This window comes from Mucilaginibacter sp. Bleaf8 (assembly GCF_018390515.1).
Taxonomy (GTDB): Bacteria; Bacteroidota; Bacteroidia; order Sphingobacteriales; family Sphingobacteriaceae; genus Mucilaginibacter.
In genome coordinates, this window is sequence record NZ_JAHBBK010000002.1 from 541,396 (window position 1) to 557,533 (window position 16,138).

The 16,138-nt window shown below is 42.3% G+C and carries 10 protein-coding genes and 3 tRNA genes; 12 read left to right on the plus strand and 1 reads right to left on the minus strand.

Annotation, left to right across the window (positions count from 1 at the left end; genetic code table 11):
* Positions 1 to 22: 22 nt before the first annotated feature.
* The 3 genes from KHS38_RS11025 to KHS38_RS11035 all read left to right on the plus strand — a co-directional run bounded on the left by KHS38_RS11025 (position 23) and on the right by KHS38_RS11035 (position 1,101).
* Positions 23 to 667 carry a DUF47 domain-containing protein gene (locus KHS38_RS11025; protein WP_213488605.1) on the plus strand — a complete coding sequence of 215 codons (645 nt, stop codon included), beginning with the start codon at positions 23 to 25 and terminating at the stop codon, positions 665 to 667.
* Positions 668 to 887: 220 nt separating this feature from the next.
* A tRNA-Gly gene (locus tag KHS38_RS11030) sits at positions 888 to 960 on the plus strand.
* Between the two features lie 55 nt (positions 961 to 1,015).
* Positions 1,016 to 1,101, plus strand: a tRNA-Leu gene (locus KHS38_RS11035).
* Between the two features lie 112 nt (positions 1,102 to 1,213).
* On the opposite strand, the gene KHS38_RS11040 is transcribed toward KHS38_RS11035, so the two are convergent.
* Entirely contained in the window at positions 1,214 to 2,503 is a 1,290-nt protein-coding gene (locus KHS38_RS11040) for an esterase-like activity of phytase family protein (protein ID WP_213488606.1), read from the minus strand.
* Between the two features lie 330 nt (positions 2,504 to 2,833).
* On the opposite strand from KHS38_RS11040, the gene KHS38_RS11045 reads away from it, so the two are divergent.
* The 9 genes from KHS38_RS11045 to KHS38_RS11085 all read left to right on the plus strand — a co-directional run bounded on the left by KHS38_RS11045 (position 2,834) and on the right by KHS38_RS11085 (position 16,113).
* On the plus strand, positions 2,834 to 6,019 hold the full coding sequence (locus KHS38_RS11045) for a TonB-dependent receptor (protein WP_213488607.1): 3,186 nt from the start codon (positions 2,834 to 2,836) through the stop codon (positions 6,017 to 6,019).
* A gap of 21 nt (positions 6,020 to 6,040) precedes the next feature.
* Positions 6,041 to 7,177, plus strand: a complete 1,137-nt coding sequence (locus KHS38_RS11050; protein ID WP_213488608.1) for an alpha/beta hydrolase-fold protein — start codon at positions 6,041 to 6,043, stop codon at positions 7,175 to 7,177.
* Between the two features lie 55 nt (positions 7,178 to 7,232).
* On the plus strand, positions 7,233 to 8,123 hold the full coding sequence (locus tag KHS38_RS11055; RefSeq protein WP_213488609.1) for a glycerophosphodiester phosphodiesterase family protein: 891 nt from the start codon (positions 7,233 to 7,235) through the stop codon (positions 8,121 to 8,123).
* A 319-nt stretch (positions 8,124 to 8,442) separates the two neighbouring features.
* Positions 8,443 to 8,781 carry a hypothetical protein gene (locus KHS38_RS11060; RefSeq protein WP_213488610.1) on the plus strand — a complete coding sequence of 113 codons (339 nt, stop codon included), beginning with the start codon at positions 8,443 to 8,445 and terminating at the stop codon, positions 8,779 to 8,781.
* A 14-nt stretch (positions 8,782 to 8,795) separates the two neighbouring features.
* Positions 8,796 to 11,360 carry a DUF5686 and carboxypeptidase-like regulatory domain-containing protein gene (locus tag KHS38_RS11065; protein WP_213488611.1) on the plus strand — a complete coding sequence of 855 codons (2,565 nt, stop codon included), beginning with the start codon at positions 8,796 to 8,798 and terminating at the stop codon, positions 11,358 to 11,360.
* A 97-nt stretch (positions 11,361 to 11,457) separates the two neighbouring features.
* Entirely contained in the window at positions 11,458 to 11,910 is a 453-nt protein-coding gene (locus tag KHS38_RS11070) for a MarR family winged helix-turn-helix transcriptional regulator (RefSeq protein WP_213488612.1), read from the plus strand.
* Between the two features lie 208 nt (positions 11,911 to 12,118).
* Positions 12,119 to 12,191, plus strand: a tRNA-Gly gene (locus KHS38_RS11075).
* 162 nt (positions 12,192 to 12,353) lie between these two features.
* Positions 12,354 to 14,327 carry a PAS domain S-box protein gene (locus tag KHS38_RS11080; RefSeq protein WP_213488613.1) on the plus strand — a complete coding sequence of 658 codons (1,974 nt, stop codon included), beginning with the start codon at positions 12,354 to 12,356 and terminating at the stop codon, positions 14,325 to 14,327.
* A 304-nt stretch (positions 14,328 to 14,631) separates the two neighbouring features.
* Positions 14,632 to 16,113, plus strand: coding sequence for a tetratricopeptide repeat protein (locus tag KHS38_RS11085; protein ID WP_249665372.1), 1,482 nt, complete (start codon positions 14,632 to 14,634; stop codon positions 16,111 to 16,113).
* Positions 16,114 to 16,138 lie beyond the last annotated feature (25 nt).

Below are 16,138 nucleotides of genomic sequence, written 5' to 3' on the forward strand. Positions count from 1 at the left end.
TTGCTCCCTTAAATACTTAGCTATGTCCGTATCGTTGCTTAAATTCTTCCGGTCAAAAAATAATGTTTTCTTCGGCCTTTTTAACCAATCGGCAGCCAACAATGTTGAGATGGCCAAACTGCTATATAAGGCCGTAAGCAGTGACTCGGATCAGGAAATAGCTTTGCAGTTTAATCATATTAACCGGTTGAAGATGAAGGGAAATGATTTAAAGCATCAGGTATATGCTGTATCTTCAAAATCACTGATCACTCCATTTGAGCGTGACGATATGTACGCTTTGGCATCTGCCATTAATGAGGTGTGCGATAGTATCCATGTTTCGGCAAGGCGCGTCAATCTGTATAAACTGAATGATCTGGCTCCGGCCGTAAAAGAGCTGGCCGGCCTGATTATTGAAACCAGTATGGAGCTGAGTAACTGCGTCAAGTATCTGGAAGATTTAGATAACGTTGATGATATATCCGCGTGCTGCAACAAAATAAAGCAGCTTGAACGCTATGCCGATCAGGTTTACGATAAGGCGCTCACCGGCAAGTGGCCGCAAGAAACGCAATCCATCGAGATGATCAAATACACAGAAATATTGGCAGCGCTTGAAACCGCTACTGATAAGTGCGAAGATGCGATTCCGGTGATAGAAAGTATTATCGTTAAAAATAAGTAAGTCACTTAATCTCTTTGTGTGTTGATTTAGTTTGTCTCTAACATTTCACTTGTAATTGCTTGATTCTTAATATTTATCAAGATGCGTTAAATTATTTATATGGATCAGCACATTATGAATGTTAAATATTTTACCAGAATTTTTTAAAAACCAACAGAAGTTACTATATTTGCGTCACCAAAACGAAAGGGGTATGTTAAAGTATCCTGAACGTTAAAATGCGAAAGTAGCTCAGTTGGTAGAGCACGACCTTGCCAAGGTCGGGGTCGCGAGTTCGAATCTCGTCTTTCGCTCCCAATCCCTTCCGAAATATCAGGAGGGATTTGTTTTTGAAAAGGTGAATCACCTGCTCGGGTGGTGGAACTGGTAGACACGCAGGACTTAAAATCCTGTGATCCTTAAAGATCGTGCGGGTTCGATTCCCGCCCCGAGTACAAAGCCCTCCTGAAAAATCAGGAGGGCTTTGTTGTTTTATAGGGTTTAAGCAAAAAGACAGACGAAAAGCCATCTTATAGCTGGCTCTTCGTCTATTTTCAGCCTGCATAATTACAGTTTTAGCTTTACAAAGTACAAGCGGTTGTGGTCAACCGAATTGGTAGCCGGTAAAATCTTTGCGGCAAAATTGTTGTTGCCGTTATCAACCACGCCAAAATCATCATCGTTTGATATAACCAGGATGTTGCCCGGTAGCAGGGCAATGCCCTCGGCTTTATCATGCGGGTAAACGGATGGTAAATCTTTTAACAGGTCAAGTACCTGTACCTTGCTTACAGGCGCAATGCCGGCCGATTTTAGTCCGTCGGTATTCAGTAATTGTTCTACCGTTTTGCCATCATAGAGCTTACCGTTCGTGCCGTTTGCCGGGTCGGATATATCGGTTGCGCCGGCCAGATCAATCTTAAATACTTTTTTGAAGGTAGCCGGGTTGCTTGCCGCACCGCCGTAATTGCCATCGCGCTCAATTGTTAAAAAGGTAGTGCTGTTAACAGCTGTAATTTCACTCACGCCGGTTAATGATGCATTGTCCATCACATATGCATACTGTTTGGTACTGCCCGATGCTATATCAAAAGTAAGTATGCGCAATATGGTTGAATTGTTTACTGCAGCTTTTGATGGGTTGTACATTGGCGATTGCATAATGCCTACCAGTGTTTTACCATCAGGTGTTATAGCCAAACCTTCCATGCCACGGTTGGCACGGCGGGTTGCAAACACCGCCGGAATTTTACGGCCGCCGGTACCAGCACCAAACGGATTAATGCGTTCAATGGTGCGGCCTGTTGCATCAACGTGTACAATATGTGGGCCGTACTCGTCACTGATCCAGAAAGAACCATCAGCAGCCATAGCCAAGCCTTCAGAATCGATACCATCGGCGCTTGGAGCTATCACCTGGCCGTTCAGGCCGTAAGCTGTTTCGCCGGAAGCGCCCATGCCGGCAGGGTTGGGCAAGCCGTTCAACTTTTGGCCGGTTGCATTTTTCAATTCAATGATTTGCTCTAAAACCAGTTTGCCATCTTTTAACCGGAATTTTCCGATCTGCGGCGTAAAGTCAGGACGGCCAATAATAATAGAATTGCTGGCTTGCCCGGTCACATTGGGCCCCCGGTCCGTTAGCATATAAAATACATCGGGCGATTGAGGATCGGGCACTACAGAGGAGCCGAAGCCTCCATTGTAAACTTTTACACCATTAGCGGTGGTGTATAACACAGCCGGGTCTGATGCTTCGGCCATATCAGGGTAGTTAAAACTGGTATCAGGGTTGTTCTTTTTACAAGCGGTAACAGATACTGCAGCAACTGCAAGGGTAACCAATAATTGTTTTTTCATGTGTTGGGTGTTTAGCTCGGGTGCAAAGCAAGGAGAGGGCTGTAAAGTAATTGTTAAAATAAGAATAACATTCCCAAGAGGCCTATTTACGGGGTTGTTTTGGATACTATGTTACTGGTAACGAATAATTTCAGCTTCAAAATTAACAGCGTGGCACCGGGACTGTAAGTACTTATATAAAGTTGATTGATTGATAAAATGTTATTCAATTTAAAAATATCGTTAATAATGCTTAGTTATTTTCCTGTTATATTATCAAATTGGTAATAAACATAGCGGTTTGATTTAATACGGGCGGTATAGCTTCGCCCAAAATTCAATCCACTATTTATGCTACAATCTTTACGTAAGCTATCAGTTCTCTTATTATTCCTGTTGGCTTTCTTGAAACAGGAATCTCTTTTTGCACAAACGTCGCAGGCCGGTATCACAGGTACCATTGTTGACGATAAAAAATTACCAGTTCCGGGAGCCACCGTGCGGATACGCAACGAGTCTACCGGTTTTACCTCCAGTACCACAACCGGTGTAAGTGGCGAGTATACCTTCAGGCAGCTTCCGCTTGGCGGCCCTTATACGCTTACCGCAACTTATATGGGTTATACAGCGCCAACCCGTACAGGCTTAATGCTTAACTTAGGCGATATAGTTAAGATCAACGTACTTATGCAATCATCATCGGTTGCGTTAAACGCGGTAGAAATTAAGGGCACCAACTCTAAATCAATTATTCCTAATTTAGGTGCTGCCACTTCGGTAACGGCTAAGGATATTGCCCGCTTACCCGTAAACGGTCGTAACTACATTTCATTAACTGATTTGTCGCCTTTAAGCCGGGGTACCAACATTGCCGGACAGCTTGCCACCTCAACCAACTTTACCGTTGATGGTATGACTGCCAAAAACCCAACCTTTGGTGGTACGGCAAGTACAGGCTCGCCATATTCTATATCAATGGAAGCAGTACGCGAATTTAAAGTAGTAACCAACCAGTACGACGTAACCTACGGCCGTAGCGGCGGTGGTACCATCAATACAGCTACCAAATCGGGTACTAATACTTTAAGCGGTAGTGCATTCGGGTTTATGCGTGCCGATTGGTTATCGTCAAAATACGATACCCGCGGTAACAGACGTAATGCGCCCTTTTCAACTTATCAATATGGTTTCTCGTTAGGTGGCCCAATTATTAAAGACAAAGCTCATTTCTTTGTTACCTGGGATCATCAGCGTGATGCCCGCCCGTTGCAAATTGCCGATATACAAGGTCCTGCCGACGAGGTTCGTTATAACGTAACGCAGTCAACGTTGAATACTTACTTGAATATTGCACGCAGCAAATATGGTGTGGCTAACAGCCCGCAGTTTGGTTCGTTCGATAAAAAACAGAACACGGACGCCATTTTTGGCCGTATCGATTTTCAGATCAACGATAAAAACTTGCTTACCTTGAGCAACAATTATATCTATGACCTCAATAATCAAAACATTGGCGATAACAGTGCTATAAACTTATACGAGGTTTATGGCACCAGCCGTAACAAGAGCAACAACACCATGGCCATGCTGCGTTCAAACCTGAGCCCACGCATGACGAATGAATTGAAAGTGCAGCACCAGTCGGCATCGGTTGAAAGTATTACCAGCAGCCAGGTACCTGCCAGCAACATTCCGCGCGCTATTGTTGACCGCGCGCAATCAAGTGTTGGCGGTAAAGACGTTTTTACCTCGATCCAGTTAGGTGGTCAGCGTTACGCGCCTGAATATTTTTTCAGCAACGTAGCACAACTGATCGATAACTTGTATTACAATACAGATAAAATCAACTACACCTTCGGTGCAGATCTGATGTATACACACATGCGATCACGCTATGGCAGTGAGGTGAACGGTCGTTTTTACTTCAGAAACATGGACGACTTTAACAACCTGAACCCATACCGCTATGCCCGTGAAATTCCATTGGTTGATGATCCGAGCGTAAATCAGAATTATATCAACACCGGTGTGTATGCGCAAATGCAAACCAAACTTGCACCTGGTTTAGAAATGATGGCGGGTATACGTGCCGATTACACTAATTATTTCAACAAGCCAACCTTTAACCAGGCGGTTTATGAAGATTTGGGTTTAAAAACAGATCATTCGTTAACTACTTTCCAGTTACAGCCGCGTGTGCAGTTTACCTGGGATATTGGCGAGCGTCAGCGTGACATTATTCGTTTTGGCGGTGGTATGTTCGGTACCGATATCCTGAACTATACCATGATTAATAACATGGTGTTTGATGGTACCAAACTGGCTTCGGTTGATATTTTGCGTTCAAATACTGGCCCTAACCTGGTGCCAACGCCAAACTTCCCGGCTTACCGCGCTAATCCGGCAACAGCTCCGGGTGTTGAACTGTTTAATGTACCCGGTGTTGCGCGTTTATCTACTATCAACTTAAACCGCGAAGATGTACGCATCCCGGTAGTATATAAAGCCAATGCATCTTACAACCGTTTTGTTACCGATCGTCTGCGTTTGGGTGTGAGCGTATTTGCAAGCTGGACACGTAACAACTATATGTACACTGACGCCAATATCGTAGATCAGCCTTATTTCAGAATTGCTGCTGAGGATAACCGCGGCGTGTATGTACCCGCTAATACCATCAGTACTACTACCGGCGCTGCCGACTGGACTTTGGGCCGTAAAACTAATCGTGTAGGCCGTGTACTGGCACTGAACAGTGATGGTAAAATCAACCAATATGCTTTCGTGGTTGACGGTACTTACAAATACTTCAGAGATGGTGAGGTAACTGCAAGCTATACCTGGAACGATACCAAAGATAACACCTCATACAATGGTAACGTGGCTAATACAGCAACGCTGTCATTACCGGTAAAAGACGATCCGCGCGACTTAAGCAAAATGAGCTATTCTGATAACCAGTTCAGAAACAAGATTGTGGTTTACGGTACATCACCAAGTTTTTATGGCTTTGTTGTAGGTTTGCGTTATTCAGGTATTGGCGGTACACGCTACTCATTAGTTGTGAACGGAAACGTAAACGGCGATTTTGTGTCATCAAACGATCTGGCTTACGTTTACAATCCTAATGATGCTAACGTGGCAGCTAACCTGCGTACCGGTGTGCAAGCCATACTTGACAACCCAAATGCAAGTGAAAGCCTGAAAGACTATGTACGCAAAAGCATAGGTAAAGTAGCTGAAAGAAATGGTGGCGTAAACGGCTTTTACGGTCAGTGGGATGTTCGTATAGCCAAGCGTTTCAAAACCTTCAATAAACAATACGTTGAGTTTTCGGCCGATTTGTTTAACGTAGTTAACTTGTTCAACAAAAACAAAGGTGTAATCAAAAACCTGGGCAACCAAAACCTGTATACCATCACTTCATTCAACCCTGCTACTACCAACTATGTATATAATGTAAATGCCAACGCTGGAGTAGTTAACCCAACCGGTAATCCTTACCAGTTCCAGTTTGGTTTGCGTTATGGTTTTTAATTGAAGTAGTAATAACAGACTATGAAAGTAATACTAACTGTAGCATTGTGCGTTGCCCTGTATGGGGCAACTGCACAAAGTTTACCTAAACCTGCGCAAAAGTACCAGCAATCGCCCGAGGTAAAGGCCGATGGCCAGACCACCTTTCGCTTTTTGGCGCCTAACGCAAAAAAGGTAATGCTCATTATGGATGATGCCAAGCCAAGGTCAATGCAAAAAGATACGGCAGGCGTGTGGAGCTTTACCGAGACATTATCACCCGATGTGTACCGTTACACCTTTTCGGTAGATGGTAATGTACTGCCCGATCCTAATAATCCATACATCAAACCTTTGTTTAAACGTGCTTTGGGGCAAAGCCTGGCTCATGTACCGGGGCCAAAAACCTTGAGTTGGGAATTGAACGATGTGCCGCATGGCGAATTGCGCCAGCATTTTTATAAATCCGGCATTGTTGGCGATCAGCGCGACATCAGGGTGTACACGCCACCGGGTTACAATCCCAATCGTAAGGAGCCTTACCCGGTATTGTACCTGTTTCATGGCATTACTGATGAAACCAGTGCCTGGGTTACCGCCGGCCGCGAAAACATCATATTAGATAACCTGATTGCACAGGGCAAAGCCAAGCCCATGATTATTGTGAACACGCTGGGGTATGGCGCTCCCGAAATGTTTGATCCCGGTTCGGGCGGAACGACTAAAGAGCTGCTAAAAAAGAATGAAGAACTGTTCGTTTCTTCGTTCATACAGGAGGTAATACCGATGGTTGATAAACTTTACAATACGGGTAAAACTAAAAAGTACCGTGCAGTAGCAGGATTATCCATGGGAGGGGGGCAGTCATTAGATGCCGGCTTGAATAATCCTGATTTGTTCGATTACGTGGGCGGTTTCAGTTCGGCTGTTATATTGCTAAATCCCGATTATACCAAAGCTTTTCCTCAGCTCGATGAATCTATCAATAAAAAATTGAAACTGATTTGGATAGCCATCGGTAAAGATGACTTTTTAATTGAATCGAACAGGAAATACAAGGCCTGGTTGGAATCGAAAAACATTAAGTTTTTTTACAAGGAAACCGAAGGTGTGCACAGCTACAATGTATGGCGCAGGTATTTAACCGAATTTGCACCTTTGCTTTTTAAAGATAAATAACAGAATTCAAGTGGCTAAATAACTGCTGCTTTATTAAATTGAAATAGTAATGAATATGAAATATCTTTTTGGCTTAGGCTTATGTCTGTCTGTATTTAAGGTTTCTGCCCAGCAAAAGCTGGATGTGCAGGGCCATCGTGGTGGCCGCGGACTAATGCCTGAAAATTCTATACCTGCCATGTTGCACGCTGTTGATCTGGGCGTAAAAACACTGGAGCTCGACTGTGTTATATCGCAAGACGGTAAAGTGGTGGTTTCGCACGATGTATATATGTCGGCCGATTTTATGCGTAAGCCGGATGGCAGCGAAATTACTAAAGGCGAAGAAAAGCAGCTGTTGCTTTACAAAATGCCTTATGATAGCATCAGGCAATATGATGGTGGCACTAAGCCGCATGCTCAGTTTCCTGACCAGAAAAAAGTAAAAACTTATAAGCCTTTGCTTGCCGATTTGATTGATAGTGTGGAGCATTATATAAAAGCCAAACACTTAAAACCGGTTTATTATAACCTCGAAATTAAAAGTTCACCGACTGGCGATAACGTGGCTCATCCGGAGTCGGAGAGCTTTGTTGGATCGGTAATGGCTGTGCTTAATGACAAGAAAGTTGCTAAGCGGGTATGTATACAATCGTTCGATATCAGGCCGCTGCAAATTTTGCATAAAAAGTATACGAAACAAACACTTTCGCTGCTAACCTTCAACCAGGATAGTTTTGAAGCCAGTATAGCGAAGCTGGGTTTTGAGCCTCAAATCATCAGCCCGTACTTTAGCAACGTTACCCCGACTTTGGTTAAAGATGCACACGATCATCATGTAAAAGTACTACCCTGGACAGTGAATGATGAACCATCGATGAAAAAGATGGCTGAACTGCAGGTAGACGGAATTATTTCGGACTATCCGGATAGATTGATCAAATTATTTGGTTCTTACCAAAAGTAAGCCCAGCGCTTTCTATAGGTAAAAAGGCATTCAGCTGCTAAAGCTGAATGCCTTTTGTTTTTATGGCGCATAAGGGAAATACATGCATGGAATCTTTTTATTTAATAAATAGGTAATGTTTTTTCTTTTCTATTTATGTAATCGGTTGCTTTTTAACTTTAATTAAAAAGTTGCTTTTCCTAATGGATAACTCTGATTTTAAGCTTTTTACATAGCTCTAACAAAAGGTGCTTTTCTGTCATGTTTATGCAATAATGGTAAACTGGGTTGACTAAAATAGTCAACTTGGTTTACCTTTGTCCTGTCGGAATTCAAAGTCATGCAAACTTTTCACAGGATCAATGTTACAGCACCCACTTTCAAAAGCCTTTTTGGCTTTTCAAAACGCATTGCATTTCATCCTCAGGAGTTATCCGCACAGAAGCTGAATACTTATCGTAGTTATCTGGTAGGCGCCTTAAGCGAGGGCTTTAAGCAAAACTTTCTTGGGTCAGACATCAACATGGAATATCTGGTGTTGATGCTGCGCATTTACATGCTCATCAATACAGCGATAGTTAAACGCATAGTTCAGCGTGCAGACCAATGGCTGTGCCCATTCAAAGCAAGGGTGTCTGCATTCCGGCACAAATCATCAATCCAGCCTTGTCTGAGCTAATTATCATAATTGTAATGAAAAAGTTATTATCGAGTCGAATTTTTCAAACCATCATACTGCTTTTAACACTGGCATTTACTGTTGATGCTCAGGCGCAAAGCACCATTGTGAGGGGTATTATTACCGATGCCAAAACCAAACAGCCATTGCCGTACGTAACGGTTGTGTTTGCTGGCAGCACCCGCGGTGTAAGTTCTAACGAGCAGGGTAAGTTTACCTTATCAGCTCCGGATAGCTATACGCAAATCAAAGCTTCGTTTGTAGGTTACCGAACAGCTGTTAAAACTATTGAGCCGGGTAAAGAGCAAACCGTAAATATTGTAATGAGTGAGGATAGCCACGTACTGAACGCCGTGGTGGTAAAATCAAACAAAAAAGCTAAATACCGTAATAAAGGTAACCCGGCTGTTGAACTGATTCGTAAAGTTATCGAGCACAAAAATCAAAACCGGTTAGAAAGCTATGACTATGCCGAGTACAAGCAATATGAGCGCATGAATTTCTACCTGAGCAACCTTTCAGAAAAGTTCAAAAACAAGCGCATTTTCAAAAACTACCAGTTCATGTTCCAGGAGCAGGACTCGACTGCTATTGGCGGTAAGAATATGCTGCCCATTTACATGGAAGAAAAGCTGTCAGAGAATTATTTCCGTAAGGCACCTTATGCTAAAAAGCAAATTATTGAGGGTAACAAACAGGTAAAATACGACGAGAACTTTATTGATAATCAAGGTTTGGCTGCTTACTTTAACCGCCTTTATCAGGATATCAATATTTATGACAATAACGTATCGTTGGTAACCAACCAGTTGTTAAGCCCTATTGCCGACCATTCTCCAGACTTTTATAAATTCTTTATTACCGATACGCTGAAAGACCAGTCGCCGCAACTGATTGAGCTGAGCTTTACACCGCGCAACACCACCGATTTATTATTTGAAGGTAAGCTGTATGTTACGATGGATGGTAACTACGCTGTGCAAGGTGCAGAGTTAACTACCAACAAAAACATTAACCTGAACTTTGTGCGCCAAACGCAGATACTGCTGGCATTTGATAAAAATGCCGATGGCAAGTATCACCTGAGTCAAAGCGACCTGAAAATGGAGTTTGGTATCAACAAAAATAAAGGCGGCGGTATTTATGGCGAACGTAAGGTAATCCTCACCAACTTTACCATCAACACACCTCGGCCTAAACAAACCTATGATGGCCCGGCGCAGGTGATTGCTTTAAATTCTGATAAAAAGGATGATAATTATTGGACCATGAGCCGTCCGGACACTTTAAGTCAGGCTCAGGCGAGTGTTTATAAGCATATTGACAGTTTGCAAACTATTCCTTCATTCAAACGCACTGCCGATCTGGTTACTTTATTGGTAGCCGGTTACAAGAACCTGGGACCGTTTGAGGTTGGCCCGGTAAATACTTTTTACAGCTTTAACCCGGTTGAAGGTTTCAGAGGCCGTTTAGGCGGTCGTAGTACGCCTACCTTTAGCAAGCGTTACTATTTTGAAACCTATGGTGCTTACGGTACAAAAGATAAGGAGTTTAAATATTTTTTAAGCACCACTTATTCAATCAACAACAAGTCGATTTACTCTTTCCCGCAGCATTATGTACGGGCCAGTTATCAGCACGATACCAAAATTCCGGGACAGGAGTTACAGTTTGTGCAGGAGGATAACTTCCTGCTGTCCTTCAAACGTGGCGAAAATGATACTTGGTTGTACAATGACATTTTCCGGTTAGATTATGTGCATGAGTACACCAACCACTTCTCTTATAAAGTGGGATACAAAAAGTGGAACCAAAGCCCGGCAGGTGCGCTGTTGTTTAACAACATTGTAGATAACCAGTTGAATAGCGTAAACAAGCTGCACACCTCCGAAGTATCAATGGAACTGCGTTATGCACCACACGAACGTTTTTACCAGGGCAAACTGTATCGTACGCCCATCATTGACCGTTATCCGATTTTTACCCTGCGTTACAATCAGGGTATAAAAGGACTGTTTGGCGGCGATTACAACTATCAAAGCCTTACCGGTAATATCAACAAGCGCTTTTACCTATCACAGTTAGGTTATACCGACGTTACGGCCGAGGGTAATTACATCTTTGGTCAGGCACCGTTCCCATTATTGGATATACACCGTGCTAACCAGAGCTATGCATTTCAGTTGCAATCATACAACATGATGAACTTCCTGGAATTTGTGAGCGACCATTATGCCAGCATTAATATCGATCATAATTTCAACGGTTTTCTGTTTAACAAAATACCATTATTCAAAAAGCTGAAATGGCGTGAGATAGTAGATTTTAAAGCATTGTGGGGTGGCGTACGTAATGAAAATAACCCAATGTACAACAACTCGCTGCTGCGGTTCCCGGTAAATAGCCAGGGCGTGGCTACTACCTATACACTTAACAGCGGCCCTTATATGGAAGGCAGCTTTGGTATCGGTAACATCTTTAAACTGCTACGCGTAGATATGGTACGCCGCTTTAGCTATCTGGACCACCCGGATGCGCCGAAATGGGGTATAAGAACCATGGTTAAATTCGATTTTTAATGCTATGTTCGTAAACTTAGCGTACCGCATATTGGTTAACAGAGTTAGTAACGCCTTGTGAAAGGGTAGGAGCGTAAATGCTAAGCATAGTCAAAACATGAAAGACTTAAAATACACCAGAATTACAGCAAAACTGATATACCTGTTAAAACGCTACACCGATGAGTGGGTGAGTAAAATGCTGAATTGTGGTTGTCACCATGAGTTTAACAATGCGCACTTACCTTTGCTAATGAGTATTGATGAGCAAGGCATTACCAATAATGAACTGGCCGAGAAGCTGAATATCTCCAAACAGGCCAGCAGCAAAACCATTAAAGCGCTGGAATCGATTAACCTGGTTAAAAGTGAAAAAGATAACAACGATGCCCGGGCGGTTAAAATATACCTTACGCAACAAGGCCGGGAGTTATCAGAGCATATCAAATCGCAGGTTTTAGATCTGGAAGAACAATATAAAAAGGTAGTAGGCGCTAAGAATTACGAAACTACTATTGATACCATGCTGAAGCTTATTGAATTTCACGAGCAGCAAAAATGCAGCAACTAACTTTTTTATAGAATAATTAAAGCAAAAATGCACATCTGAAAGATGTGCATTTTTGCTTTTAAACCTATTAATTAGCTTGTTTTTCAAAATAAGACTTTGACAATCAATTGCTAAGACGGAAATGTAATTTTTAATTTGAAAAAGTAGAAGTGCTTGCTATATTTGCACTCCCAAAAGTTAAGACGGCTAAATAAGCAGTCAATCAAAAGCGAAAGTAGCTCAGTTGGTAGAGCACGACCTTGCCAAGGTCGGGGTCGCGAGTTCGAATCTCGTCTTTCGCTCTCTTAAATTTCAATCTCTTCTTTTTTCTTTCAATCATTAGCTAATAGTTGTTTGTCGTTATAATTAGAAAAGTTAGTGCTTTCATAAATCTATTTTAAGCTTTTTCCGTACAACGCCTCAGGCCCGTCTATCAAAGGCTGTAATAATACATCAATTTAGTTATGAGGAACTTGTGGGCGATGTACGTGCGCTTGATAGAAGATAAAACCTGCTCATCACCATCCGACGAGCAGCGTGATATTGACGACTGGAAGGACCGGTTGTTTATTAATTTTATTAAATATTGCTTACCGGCAAGCTTAATTGCGTTAATACCCGCTATCATCTTCACTATAAAAAACAGGATTTGGTCCTTAGCCATAGTTGATTTTCTTGCCCTGTTTTTTATCACCTTTACAGCTTTTTCGGGTAAGCTATCGGGCAAAGTAAAAAAGATACTTATTTTGCTCGTTGGGTATGTGCTGGCCATATACCTTACCGCTTCTTTAGGCTATGGTGGTACCGGGGAGTTTTATCTGTTTGTTATCCCCATTTTGGCGGCTTTGATTTTGCCGCTATCTTTTGCTGGCTGGTGTATAGTAGTTAATGTTCTGATCATATTTGCTTTTGCGGGAGTCATTGAGTTTAAAGCGTTTTCCAGCCCGCTTATTGTTCATTATACCGTTTTGTTATGGTTAACCAAATGTGCCAACCTGGTGTTTATAGATGTTTTAATGGTAAGCCTGATCGGGCTTATTTTTAACGGACTAAAATCGGTTATAGCTAAAAAAGAGCAGCATCAGCAAAATTATAAAAATGTATTTGAGCTAAGCCCCTTGCCCATGTGGCTGTTCGATGCGGAAACATTGCAGTTTCTGGATGTGAACAAAGCTGCTATAAATCATTATGGCTATAATAGGAACGAGTTTTTGACGATGAACATTCGGGATATCAGACCAGCTGAAGGTATACCGCTTGTGGAAAGTGCGGTTCACAGTATGCTCCATAATAGTACTCATTTTTCTGGCTTAATGCGGCACAAAAAAATAGAAGAAGAGCCGATAGATGTGCATGTTGAGTGTAACCTGATTGATTATAATGGTAAAAGGGCCGGCTTAACCCTGGCTGCAGATGTTACTGCGCAGATTAAATCGGAACAGGAGATACTCGAAACCAATAACAGGTTGCAAACCGCACAGCGCATGGGCAAAATTGGTTACTGGAAGTATGATTGCATAACAAGGGCTCTTTTTTGGTCTGATGAGATCTACAGCCTTTTTGGATTGGAAAAAAGTGATTCTATTATTTCTTTAAGCGGGTTCTACCAGTATATACATCCGGATGATTGGAAGGTGTTCTTCTCTGTATTATCGCCCGATACTACCCATACTGCAACCAGCGAAATTGAATATCGTGTAGTTTGCCTTGATCAGGCTGTTCATTATATTAAGCAATCTACGCTCTATCATTATAATGCAAAGGGTGAGCTTGTCAACATAGAAGGTATTATACAAGATGTTACTGAGCGGAAGCTCTCAGAACTTAAGATAAGAGAATCGGCACTTAACCTGCGTGCTATTCTGGAAAGTTCGGTTGAGGGCTTTGTGTTGGTAAACACTGAAGGTATTATTAAAGCTTTTAACAGGCAATCAATCGAATTTTTGAAACTGGACAATGATCACCTGCCTTGTGAGGTTGGTCGCAGTATTTTTAACTACGTGGAAGCCGAACGGTACGAGGTTTTCAGTGAGCTGCTGAAACTTGTGAAAAAAGGACAGGTGATGGAGTATGATAAAGATTATACCCGTTCTGATGGATTAACCAATTGGATACATTACACCCTGTCGCCGGTTTTTGAAGATGGTGTTGTGGCAGGCGTTAGTATATCCGGAAGGGATGTTACAGTGCTTAAAAATTACATTCAAACTATCGAGGCTCAAAACAAGTCTCTGGCCGAAATATCCTGGACGCAGTCGCACTTGGTAAGAGCGCCGCTGGCTCGTATCATGTCTTTATCGTCTATACTTAAATGCGCAAAAAATGATGCGGACCGGGAAGAGATATTGTCTTATATGGAAATATCATGCAACGATCTGGATGATATTATCAAAAGAATTACGAAGCTAAGTAGTATCTATGCCCAGTCGTTAAATTAACTGCCAGTAAAATCGCATAACTTTTCGCGGTCGCTTAACATTGAGCTAACATTGATTTAATTACTTTGATGTAATTATCGCACTGGGTTTGCCTTGTGATTACACTATAGGTTGTGTTAGCTCTATAATGATGCATTGTTGTAAAAGATTTATCCTGACTTGTAAAGTCACCTGCTGGTTCTTTGGTGTGTTTGCCTTCCTTTCGTGGTTCTCTTTTCCAGCCTCCGGCCAGCAAAGCCGGTTTGATCACGTTCGCAAGCTCGGTCAAAAACATCCCGATTCTGCACTGATTATCCTTAAAAGAATGCATGCCGAAGCAGCTGATAAAAATAATGCATTGGCCGAAGGTCAATGCCTGCAGCAAATGGGACAGATTTGCTTTAACCAGGGCCACTATGCCCAGGCGCTCGATTTCTATCTGCATGCCGACAAGTTGTTTGATGCGGTGGGCAACAAATCATACTTAGCAGCTAACATGAACGATATGGGGGTGCTGTGTTATTACAATAAGCAACTTGATAAATCCCGCTCGCTATACAACAAGGCGTTAACTATTTATAAGCAGGACGGTAATATAAAAGGGCAGGCGGAGGTTTTAGGTAACGTTGGGCACCTGTATGAAAAGCACAAACAGTATGATAGCGCCTTTTTTTACCAGCGTTTGGCGTTGGCACAATACAGTAAAATAAACGACCGGGCAGGCGAAGCCAAAATTTATGAAAATTTAGGGAGCATCCACGAGGATCTGGCCCGGTATGATTCGGCCCGTTATTATTTCAATCAATCTTTACAGCTATATAAATTAAGTGGCAACACAACTGCCAGCATCGAAGTGATTAATAATATTGGTGATATTTACCGTAAAACCGGCCACTATAAGGAGAGTATAGCGCATTCCAAAAATGCTTATAACATGGCCTTGCAGGCCGACAATACCTATCAATTGGCATCATCCTGCCGGGATTTGGGTAAGGCTTACCAGTTATTGCATCAGTTGGATAGTGCCTATCAATATCTGGAGCTTAGCCGCAAGTACTCTTTGGATGTGTATTCTAAAGATGGGGTAAGCCAAACAGCTTTTTTACAGGTGTTGTACGATATGAACAAAAAGAGTGACGAGATTGCGCACCTCAACAGCATACGCAAAACCAACCGCATTATTGGTGTTGCCATAGGTACGGTAATTATCCTTCTCGTTGTTTTGGGCGTAGTTATATTTAGCCGGCAACGACTAAAAATTCAGGATCAAAAAATATTGGCGGCCCAAAGAGATGCCAGGGTTAAAGCTGAGCATGACCTAATGCAACTCGAACTGCAGAATAAACAGCTACAGGAAGTAGGCTTGAAACAGCAGTTGGAGCTTAAAAGCAAAGAATTATCAAACCATACCCTAAACCTTATTAAAAACAACCAATTGCTGGAAGATATGCGCAATACGCTGCAGGAGATGGTCAAGGATGATAAGCGCGACCAGAAAAGACAAATGCAGCAACTGATTCAACAGATCAACCAAAGTTTTAATCACGAGCAGCATTGGAAAGAATTTACTACTGCTTTTGCACAAGTGCATCAAAGCTTTTTTGATAATTTAAAAACATACAGTAGTGATCTCACCTCTGCCGATGTACGTTTGGTAACGCTCATGAAGATCAACCTGGATTCAAAAGATATTGCCACCTTATTGGGCATTTCTATGGATAGCTTACGCGTTGCCCGTCACCGTTTAAGACGCAAGCTCAATATTGATCAGGGTGATAACCTGTCGGCTTTTATACAAGCGTTATAATATCTTAATAGGCTTAATATTGGCT

What these genes read in the sequence shown, in the direction of transcription:
- KHS38_RS11025 (WP_213488605.1), top strand. Translation starts at nt 23, where the DNA reads ATGTCCGTATCGTTGCTTAAATTCTTCCGGTCAAAAAATAATGTTTTC.
- KHS38_RS11040 (WP_213488606.1), bottom strand. Translation starts at nt 2,503, where the DNA reads ATGAAAAAACAATTATTGGTTACCCTTGCAGTTGCTGCAGTATCTGTT.
- KHS38_RS11045 (WP_213488607.1), top strand. Translation starts at nt 2,834, where the DNA reads ATGCTACAATCTTTACGTAAGCTATCAGTTCTCTTATTATTCCTGTTG.
- KHS38_RS11050 (WP_213488608.1), top strand. Translation starts at nt 6,041, where the DNA reads ATGAAAGTAATACTAACTGTAGCATTGTGCGTTGCCCTGTATGGGGCA.
- KHS38_RS11055 (WP_213488609.1), top strand. Translation starts at nt 7,233, where the DNA reads ATGAAATATCTTTTTGGCTTAGGCTTATGTCTGTCTGTATTTAAGGTT.
- KHS38_RS11060 (WP_213488610.1), top strand. Translation starts at nt 8,443, where the DNA reads ATGCAAACTTTTCACAGGATCAATGTTACAGCACCCACTTTCAAAAGC.
- KHS38_RS11065 (WP_213488611.1), top strand. Translation starts at nt 8,796, where the DNA reads ATGAAAAAGTTATTATCGAGTCGAATTTTTCAAACCATCATACTGCTT.
- KHS38_RS11070 (WP_213488612.1), top strand. Translation starts at nt 11,458, where the DNA reads ATGAAAGACTTAAAATACACCAGAATTACAGCAAAACTGATATACCTG.
- KHS38_RS11080 (WP_213488613.1), top strand. Translation starts at nt 12,354, where the DNA reads ATGAGGAACTTGTGGGCGATGTACGTGCGCTTGATAGAAGATAAAACC.
- KHS38_RS11085 (WP_249665372.1), top strand. Translation starts at nt 14,632, where the DNA reads ATGCATGCCGAAGCAGCTGATAAAAATAATGCATTGGCCGAAGGTCAA.